This window comes from Niallia alba (assembly GCF_012933555.1).
Lineage (GTDB): Bacteria > Bacillota > Bacilli > Bacillales > Cytobacillaceae > Niallia > Niallia alba.
Genome location: NZ_JABBPK010000001.1, coordinates 2,820,859 through 2,845,116 on the forward strand (window position 1 = coordinate 2,820,859; position 24,258 = coordinate 2,845,116).

At 36.0% G+C, this 24,258-nt stretch carries 23 protein-coding genes, 1 riboswitch and 2 other annotated features; of the genes, 1 reads left to right on the forward strand and 22 read right to left on the reverse strand.

Annotation, left to right across the window (positions count from 1 at the left end):
- The 8 genes from HHU08_RS13495 to HHU08_RS13530 form a co-directional block, all read right to left on the reverse strand.
- Entirely contained in the window at positions 1-612 is a 612-nt protein-coding gene (locus HHU08_RS13495) for a phosphoribosylanthranilate isomerase (RefSeq protein WP_101731087.1), read from the reverse strand.
- On the reverse strand, positions 609-1,403 hold the full coding sequence (gene trpC / locus HHU08_RS13500; protein ID WP_169188664.1) for an indole-3-glycerol phosphate synthase TrpC: 795 nt from the start codon (positions 1,401-1,403) through the stop codon (positions 609-611). Before trpC ends, HHU08_RS13495 begins: the two co-directional genes overlap by 4 nt.
- Positions 1,404-2,429 (reverse strand): anthranilate phosphoribosyltransferase, encoded by a 1,026-nt coding sequence (gene trpD / locus HHU08_RS13505; RefSeq protein WP_169188665.1) that lies wholly within the window; start codon positions 2,427-2,429, stop codon positions 1,404-1,406.
- Complete coding sequence (locus tag HHU08_RS13510) at positions 2,426-3,013, reverse strand: anthranilate synthase component II (protein WP_169188666.1); 588 nt, start codon at positions 3,011-3,013, stop codon at positions 2,426-2,428. Before HHU08_RS13510 ends, trpD begins: the two co-directional genes overlap by 4 nt.
- On the reverse strand, positions 2,994-4,391 hold the full coding sequence (gene trpE, locus HHU08_RS13515; protein WP_169189681.1) for an anthranilate synthase component I: 1,398 nt from the start codon (positions 4,389-4,391) through the stop codon (positions 2,994-2,996). Before trpE ends, HHU08_RS13510 begins: the two co-directional genes overlap by 20 nt.
- Before the next feature lie 91 nt (positions 4,392-4,482).
- Positions 4,483-4,718, reverse strand: a binding site (T-box leader).
- A gap of 43 nt (positions 4,719-4,761) precedes the next feature.
- Positions 4,762-5,008, reverse strand: a binding site (T-box leader).
- A 59-nt stretch (positions 5,009-5,067) separates the two neighbouring features.
- Positions 5,068-5,592: an MOSC domain-containing protein gene (locus HHU08_RS13520; protein ID WP_328823069.1), complete on the reverse strand. Its 525-nt coding sequence runs from the start codon at positions 5,590-5,592 to the stop codon at positions 5,068-5,070.
- Between the two features lie 94 nt (positions 5,593-5,686).
- Positions 5,687-7,024, reverse strand: a complete 1,338-nt coding sequence (locus HHU08_RS13525; RefSeq protein ID WP_169187606.1) for an ISLre2 family transposase — start codon at positions 7,022-7,024, stop codon at positions 5,687-5,689.
- A gap of 182 nt (positions 7,025-7,206) precedes the next feature.
- Positions 7,207-7,380 carry an MOSC domain-containing protein gene (locus tag HHU08_RS13530; protein ID WP_205835615.1) on the reverse strand — a complete coding sequence of 58 codons (174 nt, stop codon included), beginning with the start codon at positions 7,378-7,380 and terminating at the stop codon, positions 7,207-7,209.
- Between the two features lie 163 nt (positions 7,381-7,543).
- Between HHU08_RS13530 and HHU08_RS13535 the strand changes: the two genes are divergently transcribed.
- Positions 7,544-8,824 (forward strand): MFS transporter, encoded by a 1,281-nt coding sequence (locus tag HHU08_RS13535; RefSeq protein ID WP_169188667.1) that lies wholly within the window; start codon positions 7,544-7,546, stop codon positions 8,822-8,824.
- A gap of 134 nt (positions 8,825-8,958) precedes the next feature.
- Here the strand turns inward: HHU08_RS13535 and HHU08_RS13540 are convergent, their stop codons facing one another.
- The 14 genes from HHU08_RS13540 to HHU08_RS13610 form a co-directional block, all read right to left on the reverse strand.
- A complete protein-coding gene (locus HHU08_RS13540) occupies positions 8,959-10,839 on the reverse strand; it encodes a PTS fructose transporter subunit IIABC (RefSeq protein WP_169188668.1) in 1,881 nt (626 codons plus the stop codon).
- 69 nt (positions 10,840-10,908) lie between these two features.
- Positions 10,909-11,817 carry a 1-phosphofructokinase gene (pfkB, locus tag HHU08_RS13545; protein WP_101731082.1) on the reverse strand — a complete coding sequence of 303 codons (909 nt, stop codon included), beginning with the start codon at positions 11,815-11,817 and terminating at the stop codon, positions 10,909-10,911.
- A complete protein-coding gene (locus HHU08_RS13550) occupies positions 11,814-12,566 on the reverse strand; it encodes a DeoR/GlpR family DNA-binding transcription regulator (protein ID WP_169188669.1) in 753 nt (250 codons plus the stop codon). The genes pfkB and HHU08_RS13550 overlap by 4 nt, the downstream gene beginning before the upstream one ends.
- A 1,670-nt stretch (positions 12,567-14,236) precedes the next feature.
- Entirely contained in the window at positions 14,237-14,824 is a 588-nt protein-coding gene (locus tag HHU08_RS13560; protein ID WP_169188671.1) for a GNAT family N-acetyltransferase, read from the reverse strand.
- A 45-nt stretch (positions 14,825-14,869) separates the two neighbouring features.
- Positions 14,870-15,598 carry an exonuclease domain-containing protein gene (locus tag HHU08_RS13565; protein ID WP_016203604.1) on the reverse strand — a complete coding sequence of 243 codons (729 nt, stop codon included), beginning with the start codon at positions 15,596-15,598 and terminating at the stop codon, positions 14,870-14,872.
- Between the two features lies 1 nt (position 15,599).
- The gene (locus HHU08_RS13570) at positions 15,600-16,607 is read right to left on the reverse strand and encodes a DUF294 nucleotidyltransferase-like domain-containing protein (RefSeq protein ID WP_169189682.1); all 1,008 of its coding nucleotides are present in this window, start codon (positions 16,605-16,607) and stop codon (positions 15,600-15,602) included.
- A 143-nt stretch (positions 16,608-16,750) separates the two neighbouring features.
- Positions 16,751-18,034: an ammonium transporter gene (locus tag HHU08_RS13575; RefSeq protein WP_016203602.1), complete on the reverse strand. Its 1,284-nt coding sequence runs from the start codon at positions 18,032-18,034 to the stop codon at positions 16,751-16,753.
- A 304-nt stretch (positions 18,035-18,338) separates the two neighbouring features.
- On the reverse strand, positions 18,339-18,473 hold the full coding sequence (locus tag HHU08_RS13580) for a YjcZ family sporulation protein (RefSeq protein ID WP_016203601.1): 135 nt from the start codon (positions 18,471-18,473) through the stop codon (positions 18,339-18,341).
- 196 nt (positions 18,474-18,669) lie between these two features.
- Complete coding sequence (gene thiE / locus HHU08_RS13585; protein WP_040343582.1) at positions 18,670-19,332, reverse strand: thiamine phosphate synthase; 663 nt, start codon at positions 19,330-19,332, stop codon at positions 18,670-18,672.
- Between the two features lie 20 nt (positions 19,333-19,352).
- Positions 19,353-20,153: a bifunctional hydroxymethylpyrimidine kinase/phosphomethylpyrimidine kinase gene (thiD, locus tag HHU08_RS13590; protein WP_016203599.1), complete on the reverse strand. Its 801-nt coding sequence runs from the start codon at positions 20,151-20,153 to the stop codon at positions 19,353-19,355.
- Positions 20,154-20,157: 4 nt separating this feature from the next.
- Complete coding sequence (gene thiM, locus HHU08_RS13595; protein ID WP_302183197.1) at positions 20,158-20,976, reverse strand: hydroxyethylthiazole kinase; 819 nt, start codon at positions 20,974-20,976, stop codon at positions 20,158-20,160.
- Positions 20,977-21,168: 192 nt separating this feature from the next.
- A riboswitch (TPP riboswitch) is annotated at positions 21,169-21,280 on the reverse strand.
- A gap of 54 nt (positions 21,281-21,334) precedes the next feature.
- Complete coding sequence (locus HHU08_RS13600) at positions 21,335-22,111, reverse strand: TIGR03943 family putative permease subunit (RefSeq protein ID WP_016203597.1); 777 nt, start codon at positions 22,109-22,111, stop codon at positions 21,335-21,337.
- Between the two features lie 25 nt (positions 22,112-22,136).
- Complete coding sequence (locus HHU08_RS13605) at positions 22,137-23,144, reverse strand: permease (protein ID WP_101731389.1); 1,008 nt, start codon at positions 23,142-23,144, stop codon at positions 22,137-22,139.
- 132 nt (positions 23,145-23,276) lie between these two features.
- Complete coding sequence (locus HHU08_RS13610) at positions 23,277-24,206, reverse strand: CobW family GTP-binding protein (protein WP_169188672.1); 930 nt, start codon at positions 24,204-24,206, stop codon at positions 23,277-23,279.
- Between the last annotated feature and the right edge of the window lie 52 nt (positions 24,207-24,258).

Below are 24,258 nucleotides of genomic sequence, written 5' to 3' on the forward strand. Positions count from 1 at the left end.
TTAAATATGAACTGTATTTGCGATTTGTAAGAAATTTTTTATTTTTACTAGATCTTTCTTTCCATCGGTCTCTACTCCACTACTAACATCGACCATATAAGGCTTTGCTGTATTTACTGCTTCAATGAGATTATCTTCATTTAACCCACCTGCAAGAATAATTTTCTTATTACCAAAGTCATAATCTTTGAGAATACTCCAGTCGAAAGCTATTCCATTTCCGCCATGATACTTCCCCTTTGGACTATCTAGTAAGGCATAATCACATGGGTAGGAGACTACTTGTTGTAAATCAGCCTGTGATGAAATACTAAATGCTTTAATAATTGGCAAAGAAAAATCAGTAGCAAAGTCTGCTGTTTCATCGCCATGAAGCTGAATCGCATTAATCCCTGAAACATTCACAATTTTCTCTATATTTTTTTTAGATTCATTGACAAAAACGCCGACCTTTAATATGTTTGTTGGAAGTATTTTGATAATTTCTTTCGCCTGTTCCGCGTTGATTTTTCTTTTGCTAGCAGCAAACACAAAGCCGAGTGCATTTACTCCATTTTCTACCGCACATGCAGCTGCTTCCTTCGTAGTAATTCCACAAATTTTCACTTTCATTTTATCTCCGCCTTTACAGCGACTTTCATTTCTTTCATTTTGCTTTCAAGATCCGAAGCTTTCATAAAAGTTTCACCAACTAAAATGGCATTAGCTCCACAAGAAGTAACCTTTACTATATCCTCAAATGTAGATATACCACTTTCACTAACCATATATCTGCCACTTTCTTTTATTTTTCTTGCCAGCTTTTCAGTCGTTTCAAGGGTTACTTCAAAGGTTTTTAAATTCCGATTATTGACCCCAATTAATTGTGCGTCTGTTTTTAAAGCTCTATCCAATTCTTCTTCATTATGAACCTCCAACAATACTTCAAGCCCTAATTTCGTTGCGTACGTATATAGTTCATCGAGTGTTTCATCATCTAATGCTGCGGCAATTAATAACACAAGATCAGCACCAAAATGTTTGGCAAAGTCGATTTGAATTTTATCGATAATAAAATCTTTACACAATATCGGCAAATTTACCGTTTCTCTAACCTTAGCTAAATCTTCATATGTCCCTTTAAAAAAAGGTGTATCTGTTAAAACTGAAATGGCATCAGCACCATATAATTCATACATTTTTGCTTGTTCCGTTGGATCTTTATCGATATTAATGTCACCTTTTGAAGGTGATGCCCGCTTAAATTCAGCAATGATGGCTAAGGTGTCTGCTTGTTTAATTTTTTCTACAAAGGACTTCTTTTTTAAATGTTGATTTCTTGTTTTTAGCTCTTCTTTTCGTTTATATAAATTTTCAATCGTTTCCCTTTTTTTTGCAATGATTTTATCCAAAATGGTTGTCACTTAAATCCCAGCTCCTTCAAATTCTTTACTTGTTTCTACTAATTGGGATAACTTATGAAGCGCTGCTCCAGAGTCAATGCTTTCCTTTGCTAAATTGACTCCCTCAACAATACTTTCAGCTCTTCCTGCCGTATAGATGCCGATTCCTGCATTTAAAAGGATTGTATCTCGATATGCACCCTTCTTTCCTTTTAACACATTCAATAAAATAGCTGCATTTTCCTTTGCATCGCCCCCACGTATTTTTTCATTCGTATAATAGGGTAAATTTACATCGTCTGGTGTGAGAGAAGTTTCCTCAATCTTTCCGTTCTGTAGAATGACTAGTTGATTGTCACCTTGTAAGGAAGCTTCATCCATACCACCTGCTCCATTTAATACAACTGCTCGTTTTCTTCCTAACTTTCGTAAACTTTCTGCAAATGTAACCAATAAATCACTTCTGTATATCCCCAATACTTGCGTTTCAAGGGAAATTGGATTGGTTAGTGGACCAATTAAATTGAAAATAGTCGGTAGTTTTAATTCTCTGCGAACCTTCATAATTCTGCCCATTTTCGGTTGCACATGTTGGGCGAATAAGAATGTAATCCCTACTTCTTCTAATTGTTGCATATTTTGTTCTGGTGTCACATTTAATTTAATTCCAAGTTCCTCTAAAACATCTGCACTCCCTGTCTTACTGGAAATGCTACGATTTCCATGTTTAGCGACTGGAATTCCAGCTCCTGCTAAAACAAATGCCGAAGTACTACTTATATTAAAACTTTGAGACCTATCTCCACCTGTTCCACAATTATCCATACAACCGCTAATTGGTTCAGAAAAAGATAAGGTTTGCTTACGTACAGCATTTACGATACCAACGATTTCTTCTACTGTTTCGCCTTTCATCTTTAAACTTGTAATAAAGGCAGCAATCTCTGTATCAGTTATTTCATCTGAAAAAAGAAGGGCAGCAGCACTTTCCATTTCTAGTTCCGTTAATGATTCATTCGCCATTAATCTTTCCACATATTGTTTCATCTTTGAACTTCCTTTCTTGTTTCATTGATAAAATTTTGCAGTAATTGCTTTCCGCTAACTGTTCCAACTGACTCAGGATGAAATTGATAGCCATAAAGAGGATACTGCTTATGCTTAATCGCCATTATCTCGTTATCATCCGTTGAATAAGCTAATACTTCAAAGTCCTCATGCAATGTATCCTTTTTTATAACAAGAGAATGGTATCTCATCACTTCGATTGGTTGTTCGATATGACGAAAAACAGAATTACCAGTCACCTTTAATATGGATGTTTTTCCATGCATTACATTTAACGCCTTTCCTACTTCTGATCCAAAAGCATATCCAATTCCCTGATGGCCTAAGCAAATTCCTAATATCGGATATTCCTGATAGAGGGATTGGATAAGCTCAATTAAAATGCCTGCATTTTCTGGCCTACCTGGTCCTGGTGACAAAACAATGCGCTCAGGATTTAAACTTCGAATAGCTTCTACAGTGATTTCATCATTTCGAACAACCTTTATTTCTTCTCCTAATTCCCCTAAATATTGAAATAAGTTATACGTAAAAGAATCATAATTATCGATTAATAAAATCATGTTGTCCCTCCAAAAATAATTTTAGCTTATGAATGGTTTCCTCATATTCCTTTTCTGGAACAGAGTCATGTACAATGCCTGCACCAGCTTGGATATATGCTTTTTTGTCTTTAATAACCATCGTACGAATCGCCAAGGCAAAGTCCATATTTCCATTTTTTGAAAAATAGCCAACTGCCCCTGAGTAAATCCCTCTTTTTGTTCCTTCTAATTCATTTATAATCTGCATTGCCCGTATTTTAGGTGCTCCAGATACAGTTCCAGCAGGCAAACAAGAAATCAGTGCATCAACACTTGTATAATTATTTCTTAAATTTCCACTTACTTCTGAAACTAGATGCATAACATGCTTATACTTTTCTACTTTTATATACTTATCAACGGAGATACTCCCAAAGGTACTTACCTTTCCAACATCGTTCCTTGCTAAGTCAACCAACATTTTATGCTCAGCTAATTCCTTTTCATCCTTTAATAAGTCATTTTCTAAATTGGTATCCTCTTCGTTTGTCGCACCTCTTGGCCTAGTACCTGCAATCGGATTCGTTATGACTTTTCCATTTATTGCTTTAATCAAACTTTCAGGTGAACTCCCAAGTACTGCGTAATCGTCAAAATCGATGAAATACATATAAGGTGACTGGTTCTTGATGCGCAGTTTTCGATAATAAGAAAACGGAGATCCCTCCATATCTGCTGTCATTCTTTGTGATGGAACTACTTGGAAAATATCTCCTTCTAAAATATATTGCTTCGCCTTATTAACTTTCTCTATAAACTGCTCTTTCGATATACATGTTTCAAAAGGGCTCAGTTTCACTTTAGGAGAATCCTCTTTAAATGGAGCAGTAATCTCTAGCTTTCTTATCTGTAGACGAAATTTTAGATCTTTTGCTGTTGTTGTTTCTTTTAATGGACTTGCCACTAAATAAACTTTTTGTTCTAAATGATCAAAAATTACTAAATCTTCAAAAAACATCAGATGTACATCTGGGATTCCAATATCATCCTTAACTTCTGGACCAATGTTTTCATAGTGCTTTATATTATCATAACCAACATAACCGAATGCTCCTGCGTTAACTGGTAGTTGAAAGGGAAGTGTTAGGTTATTTTTAGGTAATAATTCTTTGACTAAGTCAAGCGCTCTTTCTTGTCTTACTTCTCGTTTATCGCCTTCAAGTATGACTGTTTCCATGCCTTTACCAATAAGTTCAAAGGTTGGGTCACATCCGATAATGGAATATCTCCCTGAATCTTCGTGTTTTAAAGAGCTTTCCAGCAAGAATTTCTTTTTTCCGGACAACCTTTGATAAATACTTATCGGGGTAAGTGTATCTCCTTGAATTTCATCCATTAACAACATATTATTTTCCATCATAAATCCTCCTCGTTATAGCTATTAGAAAAGCTCTAATCCGTTTAAAACTCTATAAAAAAAGTCCTCTATCTGCATTGGTCTTTTGCAGATAGAGGACGATTCATGAACCGCGGTACCACCTCTGGTTAGAGTGAAGGATTCACTCTCGCTTATCGAGTACATTTTATACTCTATCCTGGTAACGGGGGATACCGTTAGGCCCTACTTTTATTTCAAGCCTCCGCTCAGAAGTCCATTCAGCACAATTGATGTATCGGTTCACACCAGCCACCGACTCTCTTAAACATCCTTCTTATACTTACTACTCTTCTTCAACGCTTTATTGTTTCAAATATTTTTTACAAATAAAAAAGGGTCTCTCTCCTATAAAAAGGACGAGAAACCCGTGGTGCCACCTTCATTAGCTTAATAAAATTAAGCTCACTTTAAGAAATCAGTCGAATATCGACAAATTTCTGTCTCTTGTAACGATGAGACGTTCGCTAAAGCCTACTACAATAGGTTCGGTTTAGAAGCTCAGAAGTCCATTCTCTTTATCGTCCACACTGGTTTGCACCGACCACCAGCTCTCTGAGGTTTCTAATAAAGATACTACTCTTCTTCATTGCCGTTCAATATATTACTTACATGATAATGAACAATAAAATAAAAGTCAACCATTTTCTCGAAAAAATCAGTTGATTTTTTCAAGTGCCTTTTTATAACGATTTTTCCAATCTTCCGCCAATTGCTCGATTTGTAGTATTGATAACATGGCATCTTTATTTTTCCGATCAAGAAGCATCACTTTTGTAGCATCCCAAACAGACACTTTATCTTGGGGACGATCTAACAGTTGAAAGGTAGACCGTTCACTGACTACTCCTTCTTCCAATACTTTTAGAAAATAACCGGTATAGCATGTTTCCACTATCCTGCTTAAAAATGTATCAATCTGATTATATTTTGAAATAGTTGAACAAGGAAATCTCCCTTGTGTTACTTGAACAACAGCATCTCCTAAAGAAAAGATGTCACCAATATATGTATTATGCTCTGTAAATTCCGTCCCACAAATATTTTCCCCAAAGGCAGGAGGATTAATCGTTGCTTTAAATTCTTCTTCCCATTTTTTATAATGCTCATAAGGATAATAACATACTGCCCTTTCTTTCCCACCATGGATTGAGTCAAGTTTTTGTGGGAGTTTTTTTTGGATAGAAAAACTCCCCTCTTATTTAGTTATATTTCCCACCTAAATGAAAGCGTTATCTAAACAATTTAGTTTTGTTTTTGTTCATTTCCTTCATTTTTTAAAAACCTCGTAAGGCTTGTAAAGCATGGTATATCGGCTTTCCTTTTTGCCGATTTAAATATGATAAATTATTTCTTGTTAGCTCTCCGACTGAACTCTTTAACTTTTCCACATAATATTTTGGCTGAGAAACAGAAGCGGTTTGATCGTTAGGGTTAATTCGTCCTAAAATCGTCTTGATTTCTAATTCATCCTTCATACCAACCATAAAGTCAATAAATGCTTGTATTCCTTTATCGCACCAGCTGCGGCCGTTTTTAAGCCGTTTAGCGAATACACTCATCGTTCCTTCCGCACTTCCCATTGGACGATAGTGGCTTGTGTCTATGTCTTTTTCCTTCAACCATTCGCGATAATCTCCAAGGGCCTGAGGATATTTTGACAGCTGTTGTATGAACTCTTCTAACCGTTCTTCTTTCTTTTCGTTTTCAAGAGTACCAACTGCACTATTAAGTTCCACTAGGAATCCTTTCGCATCATATTGAGCCAGTTTCTTACGAATGACTCTATATCTCTTATGGCCTTTGAAAAGCGTTTTAACCTCACGAGCTACATGGAATCGGTCGATGACAAAGAATGCATTCTTATAGTGATCCTGACAAGCCGTAATCCACTGGGCTCCATCCCCATTAATTACGAGGTGATGTTCACTCGGATTGTAGTTGTAATTATCTATTAAGAACTGCTCAAATCCTTCCCAGAACGCTTCTTTACCTTTGTGGACATAGTGACGTTTTGCGATTAAGGATGTTCGTTTCCCGTTGACTATCCAGCCCTCATGTACGGAAGCAATCTTTTCTTCCCGCCCACGTCGTTTTCCACGTTGCCTTTTCACATATAGTCCGTCTACTTCTACAAAGAGCACTTTCCTCAATTGGTCGGTCGGCTTGACGAAAGTAACTTCTGTTTGTAGAAGGTGTTGACGAATAGTCTCATGGCTGATTACTTTGTAACCTAGAAGTTTCTCAATCATGGAGGAAGCATGACGATAGGATGTACCTTGAACTGCCATTTCCATTGCCATCGTTTCAACTAGGGGACTGAAACCTTTTGACCCCTCAAACTCTAAATAGTGATCAAGGAGATAAACGTATCCACCCTTTTCCCTGTCCCTATAGTAATTCCGATTGATGATAATAGAACCGAATGAAGTATCCATCTCTACGGCTCGCTTATCCTGAAGGTAAAATCTCTTTTTATCTCTATTTTCTGCAATCTGTTGATCCATTTCTTCGAGTTGCTTCGTGAGAACTTCACCAAATGTCTTTTGAAGCATAACAAATAAATCTTTTTCCAGTTCTTTTAATGTGGGTAATTGTATGGTATCTTTTTTCATAGGACTCCTCTTCCTTGTATTTGTGGTTTTCGCAGACTTTACTATACAAGAAGAGAGTCCTTTTTTCATTTGATTTTATTTTCCATCTACCGCACTTCCGTTTGGTGACCTGTTTCTCAATGGATGGATCTACGCCCCATCCATTGAGAAACAGGGTACAACATCTCCCACAAACATTTTACTCATACCCCACCATGAAACGCTGTGTTGGCAACTCCATCTCCAACAAAGCCGTCAAACGTTAGAATCGCTTCGTTCACTTTTTCTTTGCCAATCGCTGACTGAATGTTTCTTTCTTTCCATGTGAATGATTTTTCCTTGCCAATACTAAGTGCAATAACTTTTCCCACTAACATGACACCACCACTATTTTTATTCCATAATAACACACTATTAAACGAAAAGTTCAAATAAACTGAATACACAAACCCAGTTTTTGGATGATAGAAAGTGCATTATTTTTGAGCTTGTCTGTACATATTAACTATAGTTAACTATTTGAAAGCAGGGAGAATGAAAATGGATCATGTAAATGACGATAAAAGAATAGTAAACCTTACAAACAAAGCACACAAGACAGCGAAGAAGCAAAATGTAAAGGTTTCTAAAATGGCAATATTCTCACTTTCCTCCATTCCATTAGTAATGACTCTTGGGAATAGCATGCTGATTCCAGTATTGCCATCAATTGAACAAAAGTTAAATATATCTTCTTTTCAAGTTAGTATGATTATTACAGTATATTCTGTTCTTGCGATTATTCTTATACCTGTAGCAGGTTATTTATCTGATCATATCGGGCGTAAACGGGTTATTATCCCAAGTTTAATTATTGCAGCTATTGGTGGAGTGATTTCAGGTATTGCTGCATGGCTGATGGATAATAGTTACTGGGTGATCCTTATAGGACGTGCATTACAAGGGGTAGGAGCTGCAGGAGCATTTCCGATAGTATTACCGTTAGTAGGTGATTTGTTTAAAGAGGAGGAGGAAGTTAGTAGCACATTAGGGGTTATTGAAACAGCGAATACATTTGGGAAAGTTCTTAGTCCAATTCTTGGTGCCTTTTTGGCGGGTTTTATTTGGTTTATCCCATTCATGTCTATTCCGGTCTTCTGTTTGATTTCAATCGTTTTGATCTTGTTTTTTGTCAAATCGCCAAAGAGTAAAGTAAAACCACTGCCGTTTAAGCAATTTATCCAACATACGAAAGAAACAATGCATAAAGACAAAAAATGGCTATACGCCATTTTCTTTATTGGAGCTATTGTTATGTTTGTTCTTTTTGCGGAAATGTTTTACTTATCAGATATATTAGAAAAGAAATATCAGATAAAAAATATTAAAAAAGGGCTATATCTTGCTATACCACTTGGAGCCTTATGCCTTACTTCTTACATTACAGGCAAAAAAATAAAAAAAGACAAAAATTTAATGAGGTGGATTACCTTTATCGGTCTGGTCGCAATCATTATCGGTACGATTGCTCTTAATTTTTCGGAAAACATGTGGTTTATCATCGTCTTTCTTACCATTGCTGGTATTGGTATTGGTGCTAGCTTGCCACCTCTGGACGCCCTTATAACAGAAGGTATCGAAAAAGAAGAACGAGGCACCATCACTAGTATTTATAGTAGCATGCGCTTTATCGGAGTAGCAGCAGGGCCACCAATTATGGCCATTTTAATGAAGCATATGGAGAATTTTCAATTCTATCTGCTTTGTTCCTTTGCTTTAATCGCTGCCCTTGCTGCATTCTTCCGATTAAAGCAAGAAGAAAAAGAAACACAGACAAAGTAAGACATGACGAAACAACAAATAACCAATGAAGAACATTTTTAAGATTCTTCATTGGTTTTATTAGGTGTAAAAGAAGAAACTAAAAAGCGGTAAATTAACTTAAAGGTTAATTTACCGCTTTTCTAAAGTTTCCTTTATTTTTGTTGAACAGGTTTCTTCAATAGTCCTAATAATAGAGCAGCTATAATAGCGCCAATAACGATTGCTAAAAGATATAACAATGGATTTCCATCAACTAATCCAACAACGAAAATTCCGCCATGTGGGGCTCTTAATCCAATATTAAAGAACATTGATAATCCACCAGTAACTGCTGCTCCAATTGCAACAGATGGAATAACACGCAATGGATCTGCTGCAGCAAATGGGATTGCCCCTTCTGTAATAAACGAAAGTCCCATAATAAAGTTTGTTAAGCCTGCATCTTTTTCTTGTTTCGTAAATTTCTTTTTAAATAATACAGTTGCTAATGCAATTGCAAGTGGTGGAACCATTCCACCAGCCATAATCGCAGCCATTGGTTCAAATACACCATTTGCAATAAGACCCGTACCAAAAACATAGGCAGATTTATTGATTGGACCACCCATATCAAAGGCCATCATCGCACCTAATATAATTCCTAAAATTACCGCATTTCCAGTTCCAAGACCTGATAACCAATTAGTCATTCCTGTATTAATTGCTGCGACTGGTTCCATAATCACATAATTCATGATAAGTCCAGTAAAGAAAATCCCTAATAATGGATACAGTAGAATTGTTTTAATTCCTTCTAATGATCTTGGTAGAACTTCTAACAATTTTTTCAAGCCAATCACTAAATAACCTGCTAAGAATCCGCCAATTAAGCCACCAAGGAATCCTGCGCCACCTTGAGCTGCCATAAATCCAGCCACCATACCTGGTGCAAAACCAGGACGATCAGCAATACTCATTGCAATAAATCCAGCAAGAACTGGCACTAATAGTGCAAACGCATTATCTCCACCGATATATTTAATTACAGCTGCAAATGCATTATAGCTCGGATCATTCGGATCAGCAGAGTTATAACCAAACATAAAAGAGATCGCAATTAAAATCCCGCCACCGACAACAAATGGCAACATATTGGATACACCATTCATTAAGTGTTTATAGATTTGACTTCCAATACCTTTTTTTCCTTCTGCTTTCCCTTCGCCCGAACTAGAACCAGAGCCTCCTTGATAAACTGGAGCTTGCTGCTTAAGAGCACGGTTAATCAGTTCTTCAGGTTTACGAATACCATCTGCAACAGGTGTTTCCAGCACATGTTTGCCGTTAAAACGATCCATTTGTACTTTCGTATCAGCTGCTACGATTACCGCCGTTGCATTTTCAATTTCTTCAGCCGTAAGAACATTTTTTGCACCGCCAGATCCATTTGTTTCAACCTTAATATCTACTCCCATTTCAGCTGCTTTTGCTTTTAAAGAATCTGCTGCCATATAAGTATGAGCTATACCAGTTGGACAAGCAGTTACTGCAACAATGAAATTCTTCTTATCTGCAATATTTTCCTCGACCGATTCTTCCTCTACATCATAGCTATCGATTATAGATATAATATCTTGTTTAGACGTTGCATTTAATAACTTAGAACGAACTTCTTCTTTAAGTAATAAAGTTGATAATCTTGATAATGCCTCAAGATGAGTGTTATTCGCTCCATCTGGTGCAGCAATCATAAAAAATAGATTTGCTGGCTGTCCATCAAGTGATTCATAATCAACACCACTAATTGATCGACCGAACGCAATTGCCGGTGATTTTACGGCACTCGTTTTTGCATGGGGAATGGCAATCCCTTCTCCAATCCCAGTTGTACTTTGCTCTTCTCTTTTTAAAATGGCTTGCTTATATGTGTCTTTATCTGTTAATTTCCCTGCCGAATAAAGAGTATCCACTAACTGATTGATAGCATCCAGTTTCCCGTTTCCTTCAATATTTAAAAGGATAGTCTCTTGCGTTAATAACTCGGTAATTTTCATCCTATAACGCTCCCTTTTTCATTATATTTTATCCATTTCACTATTTCTTTCTTGTAAAATGGCTTCCGTTTATGATTGTAATTGAACTTGTGAAAGGAGACTCTCTACCTTTTCCTTTGTACATAATCCAATCGAAAATGCTGTTGCACTACCTGAAGCAATGCTATAGCGGAAAGATTCTTTCATATCCTGTGTTTCCTCATATTTTGATAGGAATCCTGCCACCATGCTATCCCCTGCACCGACAGAGCTTTTTACTTCTCCTTTTGGTACCGTACTTATTAATTCTTCGTGCTGACTAATCAATACTGCTCCTTCACCAGCTAACGAAACAATGACATTCTGTGCGCCCATTTCCAATAGTTTTTTTCCATATGGAATCGCTTCTTCAGCAGTAGTAATAGTTGTTCCAAACAGTTCACCAAGTTCATGATGATTAGGCTTAATTAAAAATGGTCGGTATGGCAAGACTGCTTTTAGTAAATCTCCTTCTGCGTCTACAACAAAGGATACATTATTCTCATGACAAATCTTCACCAATTCTTCATAGGTGGTTTTTGGCAGAGTAGATGGTACACTTCCTGCTAAAACAAGAAGATCCTCTGAGGTTAAAGAAGCTATCTTATTTTTTAACTCTTGGAATTTAACTTCGGAGATAGTCGGCCCACTCGCGTTCAATTCCGTTTCAGTATCAGCTTTTACCTTAACGTTAATTCGCGTGTCTTCTTCTACTTTAACAAAATCAGTTTCAATATTTTCTGCTTGTAATTGATTTTCAATGAAGCTACCTGTAAAACCGCCCACAAATCCTAATGCTTTACTTTGTACTCCCATTCTTTTCAATACTCTGGAAACGTTTATTCCTTTTCCACCAGCAAACTTACTTGTTTTTTCTAATCGATTTAGCTCTCCTAAATGCACTTCTGGTACCTCGATAATATAATCGACAGAAGGATTTAAGGTTAGGGTATAAATCATTCTTTCACAACCTTTATACTAGTTTTCCTTGAATAAAAATCGTTTACTTCCTCATCCAGGGAGTTTGTAATAATAGAAGCTTCGTGCAAATCAGCAATTTTCGAAAAATACACTTCAGAAAATTTACTGTCATCTGCGACAAAGAAAGCTTCTCTTGATAATGTTAGTGCCTTACTTTTCACCATAGCTTCTTCTTGATCAGGAGTAGTATACCCATATTCAGGGTGAATACCATTGACTCCCATAAAACATTTATCAAATCGGTAGTTATCAAGACTCAATATAGCGCCACGTCCTACTAAAGCGTTTGTTTTTTCTTTGACATAACCACCTGTAATAAAGGTTTGGATTCGAGCTTCTAGTAATGTGGACAAATGCATAAGACCGTTTGTTACCACTACAATGTCACGATCTTTTAAATAGGGTATCATTTCTGTAATAGTTGACCCTGCATCTAAATAAATACTGTCTCCATCTTCTACTAGATTTGCTGCATAGGCGGCGATCATTTTTTTCTCTTGGATGTTTTTGAACGCTTTTTCACTCATACTTGGCTCACTTATTTTCCCTTGAAGCCTCGCTGCGCCACCATGAACTCTTTTCAAAAAACCTTCTTGCTCTAATTGAGTCAAATCACGTCTTATGGTTGATTCAGATGTATTCGTAATATCCATTAACTCTTGTATCTTGACAACGTTTTGTTGTTTAAGCAATTGTAAAATAAGTTCATGCCTTTCAGGTGTTAACAAAATTATCACACTCCCTTTTCGGGTATGTCTTTGATTTAATTACATCTTACTGTAAACGATTTCACATTTCAAGCATTTTCTTTCAAAAACAATCAAATATTATCATAAATTTGACGTTTTGTGAACGTTTTTAGTAGAATTTGAATTTTCTTATTAGTTTGCCAGTCTATAATTACATGTATAATGCCCGAAACTATTTATTTTATTTATTCCATTCTTAACATCAGTAAGACCAAACCACAAGCTGCGAAAAATCGAGACAGCTAGGTTGCTGAATCTCTCCCGTAAAGGTCTGATAAGTGCACTAACCAACAGTGAGGGATAAGAAAAACCCCCACTGATAGAAGTTTTCTTTATCAATTATCGCTTATTTATGGTATTCTTTGTTCTGGTACAAAAAATATAAATAAGGAAAAGGAATGCATTTATGAAAAAGGTCTCTTATTTCTACTTGGAATTTGTAAAAATACTATTTTCTGCTGTTCTCTTGTTCGCGATTTTTGGAACAATTAACGATAGTATTATAAAAATGATTACTGGTGTCTCATTTCCCAATGCGCAATTTTTAGATGGTAAACAAGCGCTATCTGGATTGTTTATCCTTCAATACATAGGTTTTGCACTGATTTATTTTGTTATTTATAAAAACTATCTGAGTTTTATCGGATTTATGAAAAATAAACAGAGAAAAAAACTTCCACCGATATGGTCTAAATATCTCGTACTTTTTGGCATAGTTTTTATTTTGGTATTTTATATTGTTCTTCTCGTTTACTAAATTATTTTAATAGAAAGTAATTGCGTAAGAATGGATTGTATGATACTATCAAATCAATATATAGATGATTTAAATTAATAATCCACTATATATAGTTATCGAATCAATTCTTTAATCCAATGTCTCTTTTTTCGCTTCTTAGAAGCGACTTTTTTTTGCAAAACTTCCGCGATTTTATTTCTTTAATTCGCCATTTATACATAAATAGTACCAAGAAATTTAAAATCAAGCACTCGCTTGATTTGTAGAGGAAACAATCAAAAAAGCCGCTGAATTACAAATAAAGTCGGCAAGATATACAATTAACAATAAAGTGAAACATACGCTTGAGGCGGGAGTCTTACTGTCTGTTAAGGGTGGGATAAAACGAACGGGATTTTTCTGAAAAATGCTTAAAATCACCTTGAGTCCATGCAATTAGGGAAGTCGGTAGATTTCTCGATCAATAGTTATGGCTATATGTGAAGGTAAATGATGTAGATAATGAGGTTAACAAACTATAACTTTGTTAAGAGGTTCGGACGTAACTAAATCGATACTCTGTAAAGACGAATAATCTCTAATTTAGCAAAAGAATATTTTCCACTCTCATATAGTTGAACAACAGACAACTTTCCTTCTACTGTCCATTTTTCTTTTTTCTCCATACAAAAAACACCCCACTTATTGCGTCCAATAAGTGGGATGCACTGCTAAGCTGAGGTGACTCAGCGCGAGTCCCATGGATGAATAGCACCAAACTTTCTAGAACCATCCTTTTAAAAACAAAAAACAAACAATTATACGGAACTTTCATTTGCATCTTCGTATAATTGTTTGGTTTTATCCACGGCTGGAATACTTAGGTCCCAACGTCCTCCCATCCTCTTAACTTTTATTAAAAGAATTTTGCTTATAGCCTATTCGTATGGGATAAATCAGCTGTAGATTTAAGCTGTTTTTTTTCAAAATAATCGTCTTTTGTCATACAATAATAGACACTTGTAATTAACCGATTGTTAAAAAGCTTATAACGGTCCGTTTTCTGAAATTTATAGCGAAAACCACACTTTTCATTTACTCGTTTTGACTTTGTATTAAAGTCAAAATGTCCACACCATATTAAATCCAAATGCAAATGTTCAAAACCATATTTTAAAAGATGATTTACCGCTTCAGGAACAATCCCTCTTCCCCAATATTTTGGATGGAGAGCAAAACCAACTTCTCGTTGCGCTAGATGGGATTGCTTAACATCTGGTGTCCGCTTATGAAAACCAATGCTTCCAATTACTTTGTTTTCCTCTTTCCATACGATGGCATAAGAATTTTTATTTTGTAAAAAATAACGGATCACTTCTTTACTTTCTTGTTCACTTTTATGCGGGGACCAGCCGGCGAAAGGACCAACTTCTTCCCTTTGTGCATACTCATATAAATCTTTATAATCCGATTCCTGCCATCCTCTCAACAGTAGTCTCTCTGTCTCAAACCTGTCCATCAATAAATCACCACCAGTTTATTGTTAAACTTTCTCTCATCGATGTTATCGTAAAGCTAACCTTTCATAAATATCCTGTAACGTACGGCACCCTAACTGTTGCACCCTTTGTAAATATTGACACCATAAAATGGCTGTTAATTTTGCGTCCCCTAATGCATGGTGACGATCAATTACAGGAATATCACTAAACTCACACCATTCCTCTAATGTTAATATCCGTTGTTTAGGTTCAACAATTTTAAATACAAAGGAAGTATCCACAATCCGATGCTTAAACGGTGTTTTAAAGCTTTTCCAGCAAGCAGATTGCATAAAGCTTTTTTCATGGGAAGAATGGTGTGCAACAAGCGTATCATCTTTTATAAATTCAAAAAATTGTACAAGTACATCTGATAAGGGTGGAGCATCAAGTAAATTTTCTGTTTCAATTCCTGTTAAGCGACTTATTTCTCTTGGTATCTCAACATCAGCATTCACTAGTGTATAAAATTGTTCATCGAGGATTTCGCAACCTTCTACCTTTACCGCGCCAATAGAAATAATTTGATCACCTTTATCTGGTAAAAAACCTGTTGTTTCAATGTCAAAAACAACAGCTTTTAAATTACTTAACGGCAATCTGGAAGCAACTTCAACCTTTAAATCCTTTTGAAGCTGTCGCATAAAGGCAATTTGTTGCGAATTACTTCCACTCGAGGTTGCGTGCAATACACTAGAATTAACTTTTCCATATAAATCTCTCATATATTGAAGAAACGATTCTACTCCCATATTAACACCCTTTTTCGATTATCCTGTGTACTTGATGATATAATTTAATACCGTTGCGCATTAATGTTTTTATTTCCTGCCTTTGTTCCTTCGTTAATTGATTAATACTTAGATAGTGAACATCCTCATATGTTTTTGCTTCTCGAAATAAATCAATCCGATATTCTAGAATTCTATTAAAAGAGGATTCATATGGTTTTAGCCATTCATCATATATTTCCATATCCCGCAATGCCTGTATCCGATCAATAGTTGAAGTTCGTTGAATACTTTCCTTAATTGCAAGGAGCCTGATTGAATTCACATAAGGCAAATACATAGTATGCTTTAAATGAATCGATCCTCTGTGACTTCCAGTTCTTTCCACGAAAAACTGACCGAATATTCCAACACCTTTCTTTATACGCATTACATTATTCATAAATCTTTTTAAGAGATTGGGATGTAATCTACAGTACGCATGGATATAATTTCTTAGTTCTTGGACATATTCATGTTCGCCAAATATTTTTCTACTATCATAAAAAATTTGTAAAAATCTAATAGATTCCCAGTTTTCCTTTTCCATCCATTGTTGCAATTGTTGTTTCCACTCTTCTAAGGATTTGCACCAAACAAAATTACTGCTCATAACATTCCCTTCACAGTAGGGATATCCGATCTCATCTAACGCATCACTTAGAAATTCTCCAAATTTTAAAAAATACTCCTTATAGGACGAATCTTTCACTTCATAGATGATTCCATGATCTTGGTCGCTTAAAATGCCTTGTTCCTTTCTTCCAGCGCTCCCTGTTACAAACCAAACAAACGAACATGGCGGATCTCCAAAAGCCTTCGTATACTCAGCCAGGACAAAATGAAATAACTGTTTAAAAATTTGATCGTGAAAATCATTTAATTCACTATTATTATAAGAATTTGATCGCAAAAATAATTTCTTATCTTTTTTCAGTTCACTTAGTCCAATAGTATTAGAGCACATCCATGCACTTCCTTCGATAATCATTATTAATATCTTCTCTATGTCTATCATATCATTTAATCTTTTCCTATAGACCACTTAAAAAAGATAAAAGCCCCACTTTTCAGCGAGACTCCTATCTTCATTCATTCGATCGCCTATTACTTAAATCCGACTATCGCCATGTATTATAGGCTTTTTGTTTCTTCTTTTGGCAAGAAAGCTTCTGGGTAACCGTATGAACCATGTTCACTAATATCTAAGCCCATGATTTCTTCTTCCTCTGTTACACGTAGACCGCTAACTTTCTTGATAACAAATAGAATGGCATAGCTTATTGCAAAAGCGAATAGTCCACAAGTAAGTACGCCAAGCGCTTGAACACCTAATTGACCAAATCCACCGCCATCAAATAGACCAGCTTTACCTACTCCCGTGTACTCCGCTAACTCTGCTGTAGCAAATAAACCATTGGATAATGTTCCCCAAATCCCCGCTGTTCCATGCACGGATAATGCAAAGATTGGATCATCGATTTTTCTGCTTTCAAAGAAGCGAACACTATAAAACACAAGCACTCCAGCAATTAAACCAATAACAACCGCTGCCCAAGGCTCAACGAATGCACAAGATGCTGTGATTGCAACAAGTCCAGCTAATGCACCATTCAGCATTGTAGTGATATCTGACTTCCCTAATACAATCCAAGAAATTAGTAACGCTGCAACCGCACCTGCTGCTGCTGCTAAGTTTGTGTTTAAAGCAACATATCCGAAGAAACCGTCAGCTACAGAAACTGTACTACCTGCATTAAAACCAAACCAACCTACCCAAAGAATTAATACACTTAATGCCGTATATACTTGGTTATGCCCGAAAATTGGGTTTGCTGAACCGTCAGCATTGTATTTTCCAATACGTGGTTTTAAAAGCATTGTCGCTGCAAGCGCTGCTGCCGCACCAGTTAAGTGAACAACAGTGGATCCTGCAAAGTCCTGTTTTCCGTGCTCCGCTAACCAGCCGCTGCCCCAAATCCAATGGGCGATGATTGGGTAAACTAAAATACCGAATAACACAGAGAAGATAAGATAAACAGATAATTTCGCACGTTCTGCAAATCCACCAAGCGCAATCGTTAAGGAAATTCCTGCAAATGCTAGTTGGAAAATAAAGAATACAGTTGTTTGTAATCCATCGCCATCAATTTGACCAACTTCACCTCCATTGAAGAAAAAGTCACTCATCCCTACAAAGAAATTCGCATTATCTCCGAAAATAAAGCCATAGCCCACAGCCCAAAATACTAAGGAAGCAATTCCAAATGTGAAGATGGTTTTACCAGCAATATGTCCCGCATTTTTCATTCTTGTGGAACCTGCTTCTAATAATATAAATCCACCAAGCATAAAAATAACTAAAATTGCAGCAATCATCGTCCACAAGCTGTTCATCAAAAATTCCAAATTTTCCATTTTACCATTTCCCCCTTTATGTATATAAAATTACCATCAAGTGTCATATAATCTAACACTCTAATAACTTTATTTTACCCATATTATATTTTCTGTCAATAAGATTTTGAAAATTAATTTTCTTAAAACTTAAAATATTATAACTTATTCGATTTTATACTTAGTTATTTGTTTTTCCGCGATAATTGTATGTATTTTTTATTAATTTTCCCGAAACCGCTACCATTTATTGGATAGCTAAAATAAAGGCTATTCTTTTTAGAATGTAAAAAAAGCTGACACAAGGTCAGCTTTTCATCTTATATTAGCAAATAAAAGTTGCACCAACGATAATTAACAAGATAAATAATACTACGATTAATGCGAAACCGCCGCCGTATCCTACACCAGGTCCAGCTCCATATCCGCATCCATAACCATATCCACCATAACCGTACATATATACATCTCCCTTTCTCATTTTTGTAGTATATTAACCATATCTTTTTTTGGTTAACGAGGAAGGAGCTTTTTATGTTTTTCTTTACTAGCTCCTCTTACAAAATTATTGTATGCAGAGATGTATATTTGGGTTGGGTAAATGTCTATTTTCCGCAAAAAACCTAAATTGTTTCCATTTTACTTATTTATAGAAATTACCCTTGGCCAAACACTACTTTCTTTAATCGCTTTGTTTGCTCATAGGGATTATCCGCCATACTAATTTCTGAAATAATGGCGACTCCATCGGCACCAGCTTGAATAACAGGAAAAGCATTTTCGGCTGTAATCCCCCCTATACCAACGATTGGTATAGTAAGGTTTGCCTCTTTGACTTTTTCGATAAGTGAGGTTCCTTGCACTTCTTTAGCATCTTTCTTTGTGCTCGTCGGGTAGATAGGACCTATGCCTATATAATCAGCACCTGCCTCGATTGCCTCTTTAACTTCCTCTATAGTGTGAGCAGATACTCCCACTAATTTATTTGCAAACAATTGCCGTACTTTTATGGCGTTTTCATCATCTTGCCCTATATGCACGCCATCTGCATCTAATGCTAAGGCTAGTTCAATATCATCATTCACAATAAATGGAACATGATATTGATTGCAAAGTTCTTGCATTCTTTTTGCTAATTGAATTTTGGCCGCTCCTTTTAATGCCCCAGTTCCTTTTTCTCTGAATTGAAAAATAGAAATACCACCTTTTAATGCTTCTTCTAAAATAATTTCTGGAGCAAGTGTACTATTATTGTTACTTCCCATAATAAAATATACTTTGAGCAGTTGTTTCATTCGTTCTTTTGTATAAGATGTCATATATCCTCCAAATTGCATTCTTATCGTTTGCTTTCTTGGTAAGCCCAATGATTGGTTGGTCCATGCCCGCTTCCTATATGAAGATCATTTTTTATTGCTTGATGAATAAAATCCTTGCCTAATTGGAATGCATCGTTAATAGAATAGCCATTTGCAAGAGCTGCCGTTATTGCAGCAGAAAAAGTACAGCCTGTCCCATGCGTATTTTTGGTTGGAATTCTTTCCGCTACCAAACTTGAAAAATGGCTGCCATCAAATAGCAAATCGACAGCTTCCTTTTCATCCCCATGTCCGCCTTTAATAATGACATAGTTAACCCCCATGGCACTTAATCTTTTAGCCGCTTCTTTTCTTTCCTCCATATTTCGAATGCTTATCCCAGTTAATTCCTCTGCCTCAGGTATATTTGGTGTTAAGACAGTGGCAAGGGGAAGAAGCTTCCTTTTCATGGACTCTGTTGCTTCTTGCTGTAGTAAATTGGCTCCGCCTTTAGCAATCATGACTGGATCAACAACTAAATTTTTCCATTTGTATTGTTCCATTTTATTGGCTACTAATTCAATTATTTCGCTATTAAATAACATTCCTGTTTTTAAGGCATCTGGCTGTAAATCAACAGCGATGCATTCTAATTGTTTTTCTATTGCCTCGAGCATCATTGGGTATACTCCATCAACACCAAGGGTATTTTGCGCTGTTATTGCGGTAATCACGCTCATTCCATATACTTTAAGTTCTTGGAAAGTTTTTAAGTCTGCCTGAATTCCAGCCCCACCTCCACTATCTGATCCTGCTATTGTTAAAGCTTTTGCTGTGGTCATTGAATTACCCCCTTATACTCTCTACTTTCATCCATTTTTTTATATCTTCTTCTTTAATTTTCATTAATTGATTCAATAACTCAATTTGAAAACTTCCTGGTCCTTCTTCTTTCGTCTTTTCAAAGGCACGCTCAGCTGCAACCCCATATGTCACTAAACCTGCTGTTGAAGCAAGGAAAACATCTTCTTCTACAGCGATAAATGCTCCAAGAATAGAAGATAGTAAGCAGCCTGTCCCCGTAACCTTTGTTAACATCTGATGGCCATTATGTACTATAGATAGCTTCTCGTTAACAGCTACTATATCTTTTTCTCCTGTTATAACAACTGGTACCTGTAATAGCTTTGCAGCTTCTAGCGCGATTTCGCTATTATTATGTTCACTAACAGAATCTACGCCTCTCATTTTTGCTTTAATACCAGCAACATTCGCTACTTCTGCTGCATTTCCTCGTAGTAAAGTGATTTCCACTTCCTTCATAATACGATGTACAGATTCCGTACGATATCTAGTAGCTCCAGCCCCAACCGGGTCTAAGATAACAGGAGTATTAGCCAAATTTGCAGCCTTTCCAGCAATAATCATGCTTTCTACGTTTTCAGCAGTTAATGTTCCAATATTGAGAACAAGGGCATTCGCTACTGTTGCCATATCTGCAACCTCTTCCTTTGCATATGCCATTACTGGAGAAGCCCCAATTGCTAATAAGCCATTCGCTGTAAAATTAGTGACTACTACGTTTGTAATATTATGAACTAACGGAACTTGCGCTCGTAATTTTGTTAGTACTTTCGGTATCAACATTTCATATTTTTCATTCATCTCTCAAACTCATTTCCTTTCTGTTATCCTTATTAACTTGATTGCTCGCAATATTCATACAATGTAAAGGAATGCAAACTAAAAAAAGCCATAACTGACTGTAACGTTTTGCACGCGTTATAAAAAGGAAGCGGCGTGCTAGTTGTCAGTAATTATGACAAAAATAAAAACACTACGCCTAAGCAAAGTGTTCGTCTATTTCATACACCTCCCTACGCTGGCATTATCCAACAGGTTCATCCGGTCAATGGCAGCAAATAGCCATACTCTCAGCCTGTTTCCACAAGCTCCCGCTACGTATTCAATTGATTTCATCTAAATTTTAGCGAAAAAATAGGAATAATGCAAGAATTGTAGGCTAATAGTCTAATGCATATAAGTATTCTTCCTCAGGTTCTTCCGTCACTTCTACCTTTTCGACCTTAATAACTGGCATTAACTGACCTTCGTATTCCTTTTTCTCCAATTTTCCTTTTATCACATACCACTGTTCATTTTGTAATTCATTTACTTCTCCCTCAATCAAATAGCCATACAACCCAAGATCAGCGATACAATGAGTCATCACATATCTGGCAATAACTGCTTGTTTGTCGGTAAACGATTCCTCTCGATGGATAAAACCTGTAATCATTATTTCTTTCCCAACTAAATTGTCCAAATTTGTATTAATCATGTCCATCGTTTGTAAATAATTATCGTCCTCTATTGCAATCATATCTTCATCATTTGCTGCTTCGTTATTAACTTGACTAACAGAAAAAGTTTGACCATGCTCAAATTGAGTATTTGGGAGAATGCTTTTGTTAATGGACATATCTTGTTGGGTGAAAAACAAAAATAAAGGGCTAAAAAATAATAAATAAGAAAAAGTAAGATTCATTAAAGAGGCATTTTCGTCGCACACATCACAATCACAATCAGCCCCCTTTAAATTACTGTTAAGCAATCTAAAAAATCCAAGCAAAAATAACAGGGCCATGGTTATATATAACAATGGCACCATCTTCGGGGCAACAAGTCGCACTACCTCTCCTGTCACCATTAATTTAAAAATAAGGAGACTGAAGCCAATCAACACAATTCCTTGCAGTTCGTTTGCCAATTGCCAGGTTGGACTCCATTTGATTTTCATCGTTTTCCCTCCTTATATTTGTAATTTATGCCAAAAACAATCCTGATACTAAAGAAAGTATAAAGACAACAATCGTAACAATCAAAATAAATAGCAGGACAAACTTTATCCGAAATGAAGCCATCATAACGAAAGTATTTTTAAAATCAAGAATAGGTCCAAACACTAAAAATCCAATAATTGCTTCAGGTGTAAACATCTTTGAGAAGGAAGCTGCAACAAAAGCATCTGCCTCAGAGCAAAGCGATAACACATATGCTAGTCCCATCATCACAGCGGTGCCTTCGATTGATGATTCTCCAGCTTGCATTATATAACTATCTTTTAAATAAACTTGTGCAACACTAGCAAATACTGCTCCAATAATAAAATATTTGCCAATCGTAAAGAATTCATGGCATGTATGATGTAAGATCCCTTTCCACTTGGAATCACCTTTATTTTCATTAATAGGAACAACTGCCATTAAATCTTCTCTGTGTGTTTTTAATACCTTTTGTTTCGAAAAAAGCATATATACGATGATACTCACAATGATGCTTGCCAAGATACAAATAATAAAACGTCCGTATGCAATCGATAAATTATTTTGGAAGGCATAATAAGTACTGCCAAACACGATAAAATTAAGGATTGGTGCTCCCATTAAGAGAACGACACCGATATGGACAGGAATTCCTTTTTGAATAAGCCTGCGCACAACTGGGATAATCGCACATTCACACACAGGAGTAATTACTGCAGCAATTAATGCGACACCTATAGCTGCAAATGGATTTTTGGGCATGATTCTAGCAATATACTCCTCAGAAATATATAGATTAATAACAGAAGAGGCAATTGCTCCTAATAATAAAAATGGTAGGGCCTCAAGCATAATTCCAAGAAATAAAACAAAAATGGTTTTTATCTGATCTGGCAATACGAAATTCCATTTATTCGCAACGTAAATATCTCCGAAAAAAAATAAATACATCATAGCCAGAAACAAGCCAAATATAAGAATATCTTTTACACGTGTTGGGATAGACATAGCATACTCCTTTTCTTCCATCGTTCGACCTTTTACAATCACTTATTACATGTCTATGCTTGTCCTATTCTATCTATGCAAAAAATGAGTGTATCTTATGATAGATTCGATAAGATACACTTAGAAAAAAATTTATATAGTAACTTTCTCAGATAATCGTTCTCCTATTAAAATAATCTCGCCTTTTCGATTCGGAAGATATTCGTTAACTTTTTGCCATTCTAGCAATCCAGAAGCATATTGAAAATGATACCATGATTGATCATCACTATTTTTGATTGTCCCTTTGGCACGAAGTAATTTATCTTGATTGCTTTTCAAGAAATCTCTTAGTTCTCTTTTCGTCATTGCAGTTGTCTGCTCCACTTTTATTGCTTTAATATGGTGGTGGTGATGGTGATGATGGTGACCAGAAATGGAACGTTCTTTGATCTTGCTGTTTTTTTGCTGGCTTTCTAGATACTCCGTTACACCATTTCCATAATTACTATATAGTAATGGTGCTTCAGCATTTAATTTTCTAATTCGCTTTTCAACCTTTTCAATAGCAAGTTTTCTAGAAAGCTGATCAACTTTATTTAGGACAAGTACTGTTCCGTTTTCAATTTGCTCTTTTTGCAGCTGTCTCACTTCTTTGCTACTCGAAAAAACACTCGTATATTCCGTAAAATGCAAACTATCAATCAAACAAATACTTTCAGCAATCTCAAAAACTTCCCTATATTGCTTTTCATTAAATGTCTCCATTATTTCGGAAGGATTTGCTACTCCTGTACCTTCTAATAAAACGACTTCAATGTTTTCTTTATGTAATGTCTCTGCCAGTTCATCGAGCGTTGTTCTTAAATCCTCTTTGATGGAGCAGCATACACAGCCATTTAACAGTTCATAGAGTGACTCATCTTTAAATAGGTGTTTTTCTATATTTGTTTCACCAAGTTCATTAAGGATAATCGCATACTTTTTATTCTTCCCCTTAAAATACTCCATGCATTTTAATAGAGTTGTTGTTTTTCCGCTTCCAAGGAACCCATTTATTAAATAAACATTAATTTTTTTCATTAAAATACCTCCTGCATATAAAGCCTATCGTTACTTTATGCAGGAGGTATTT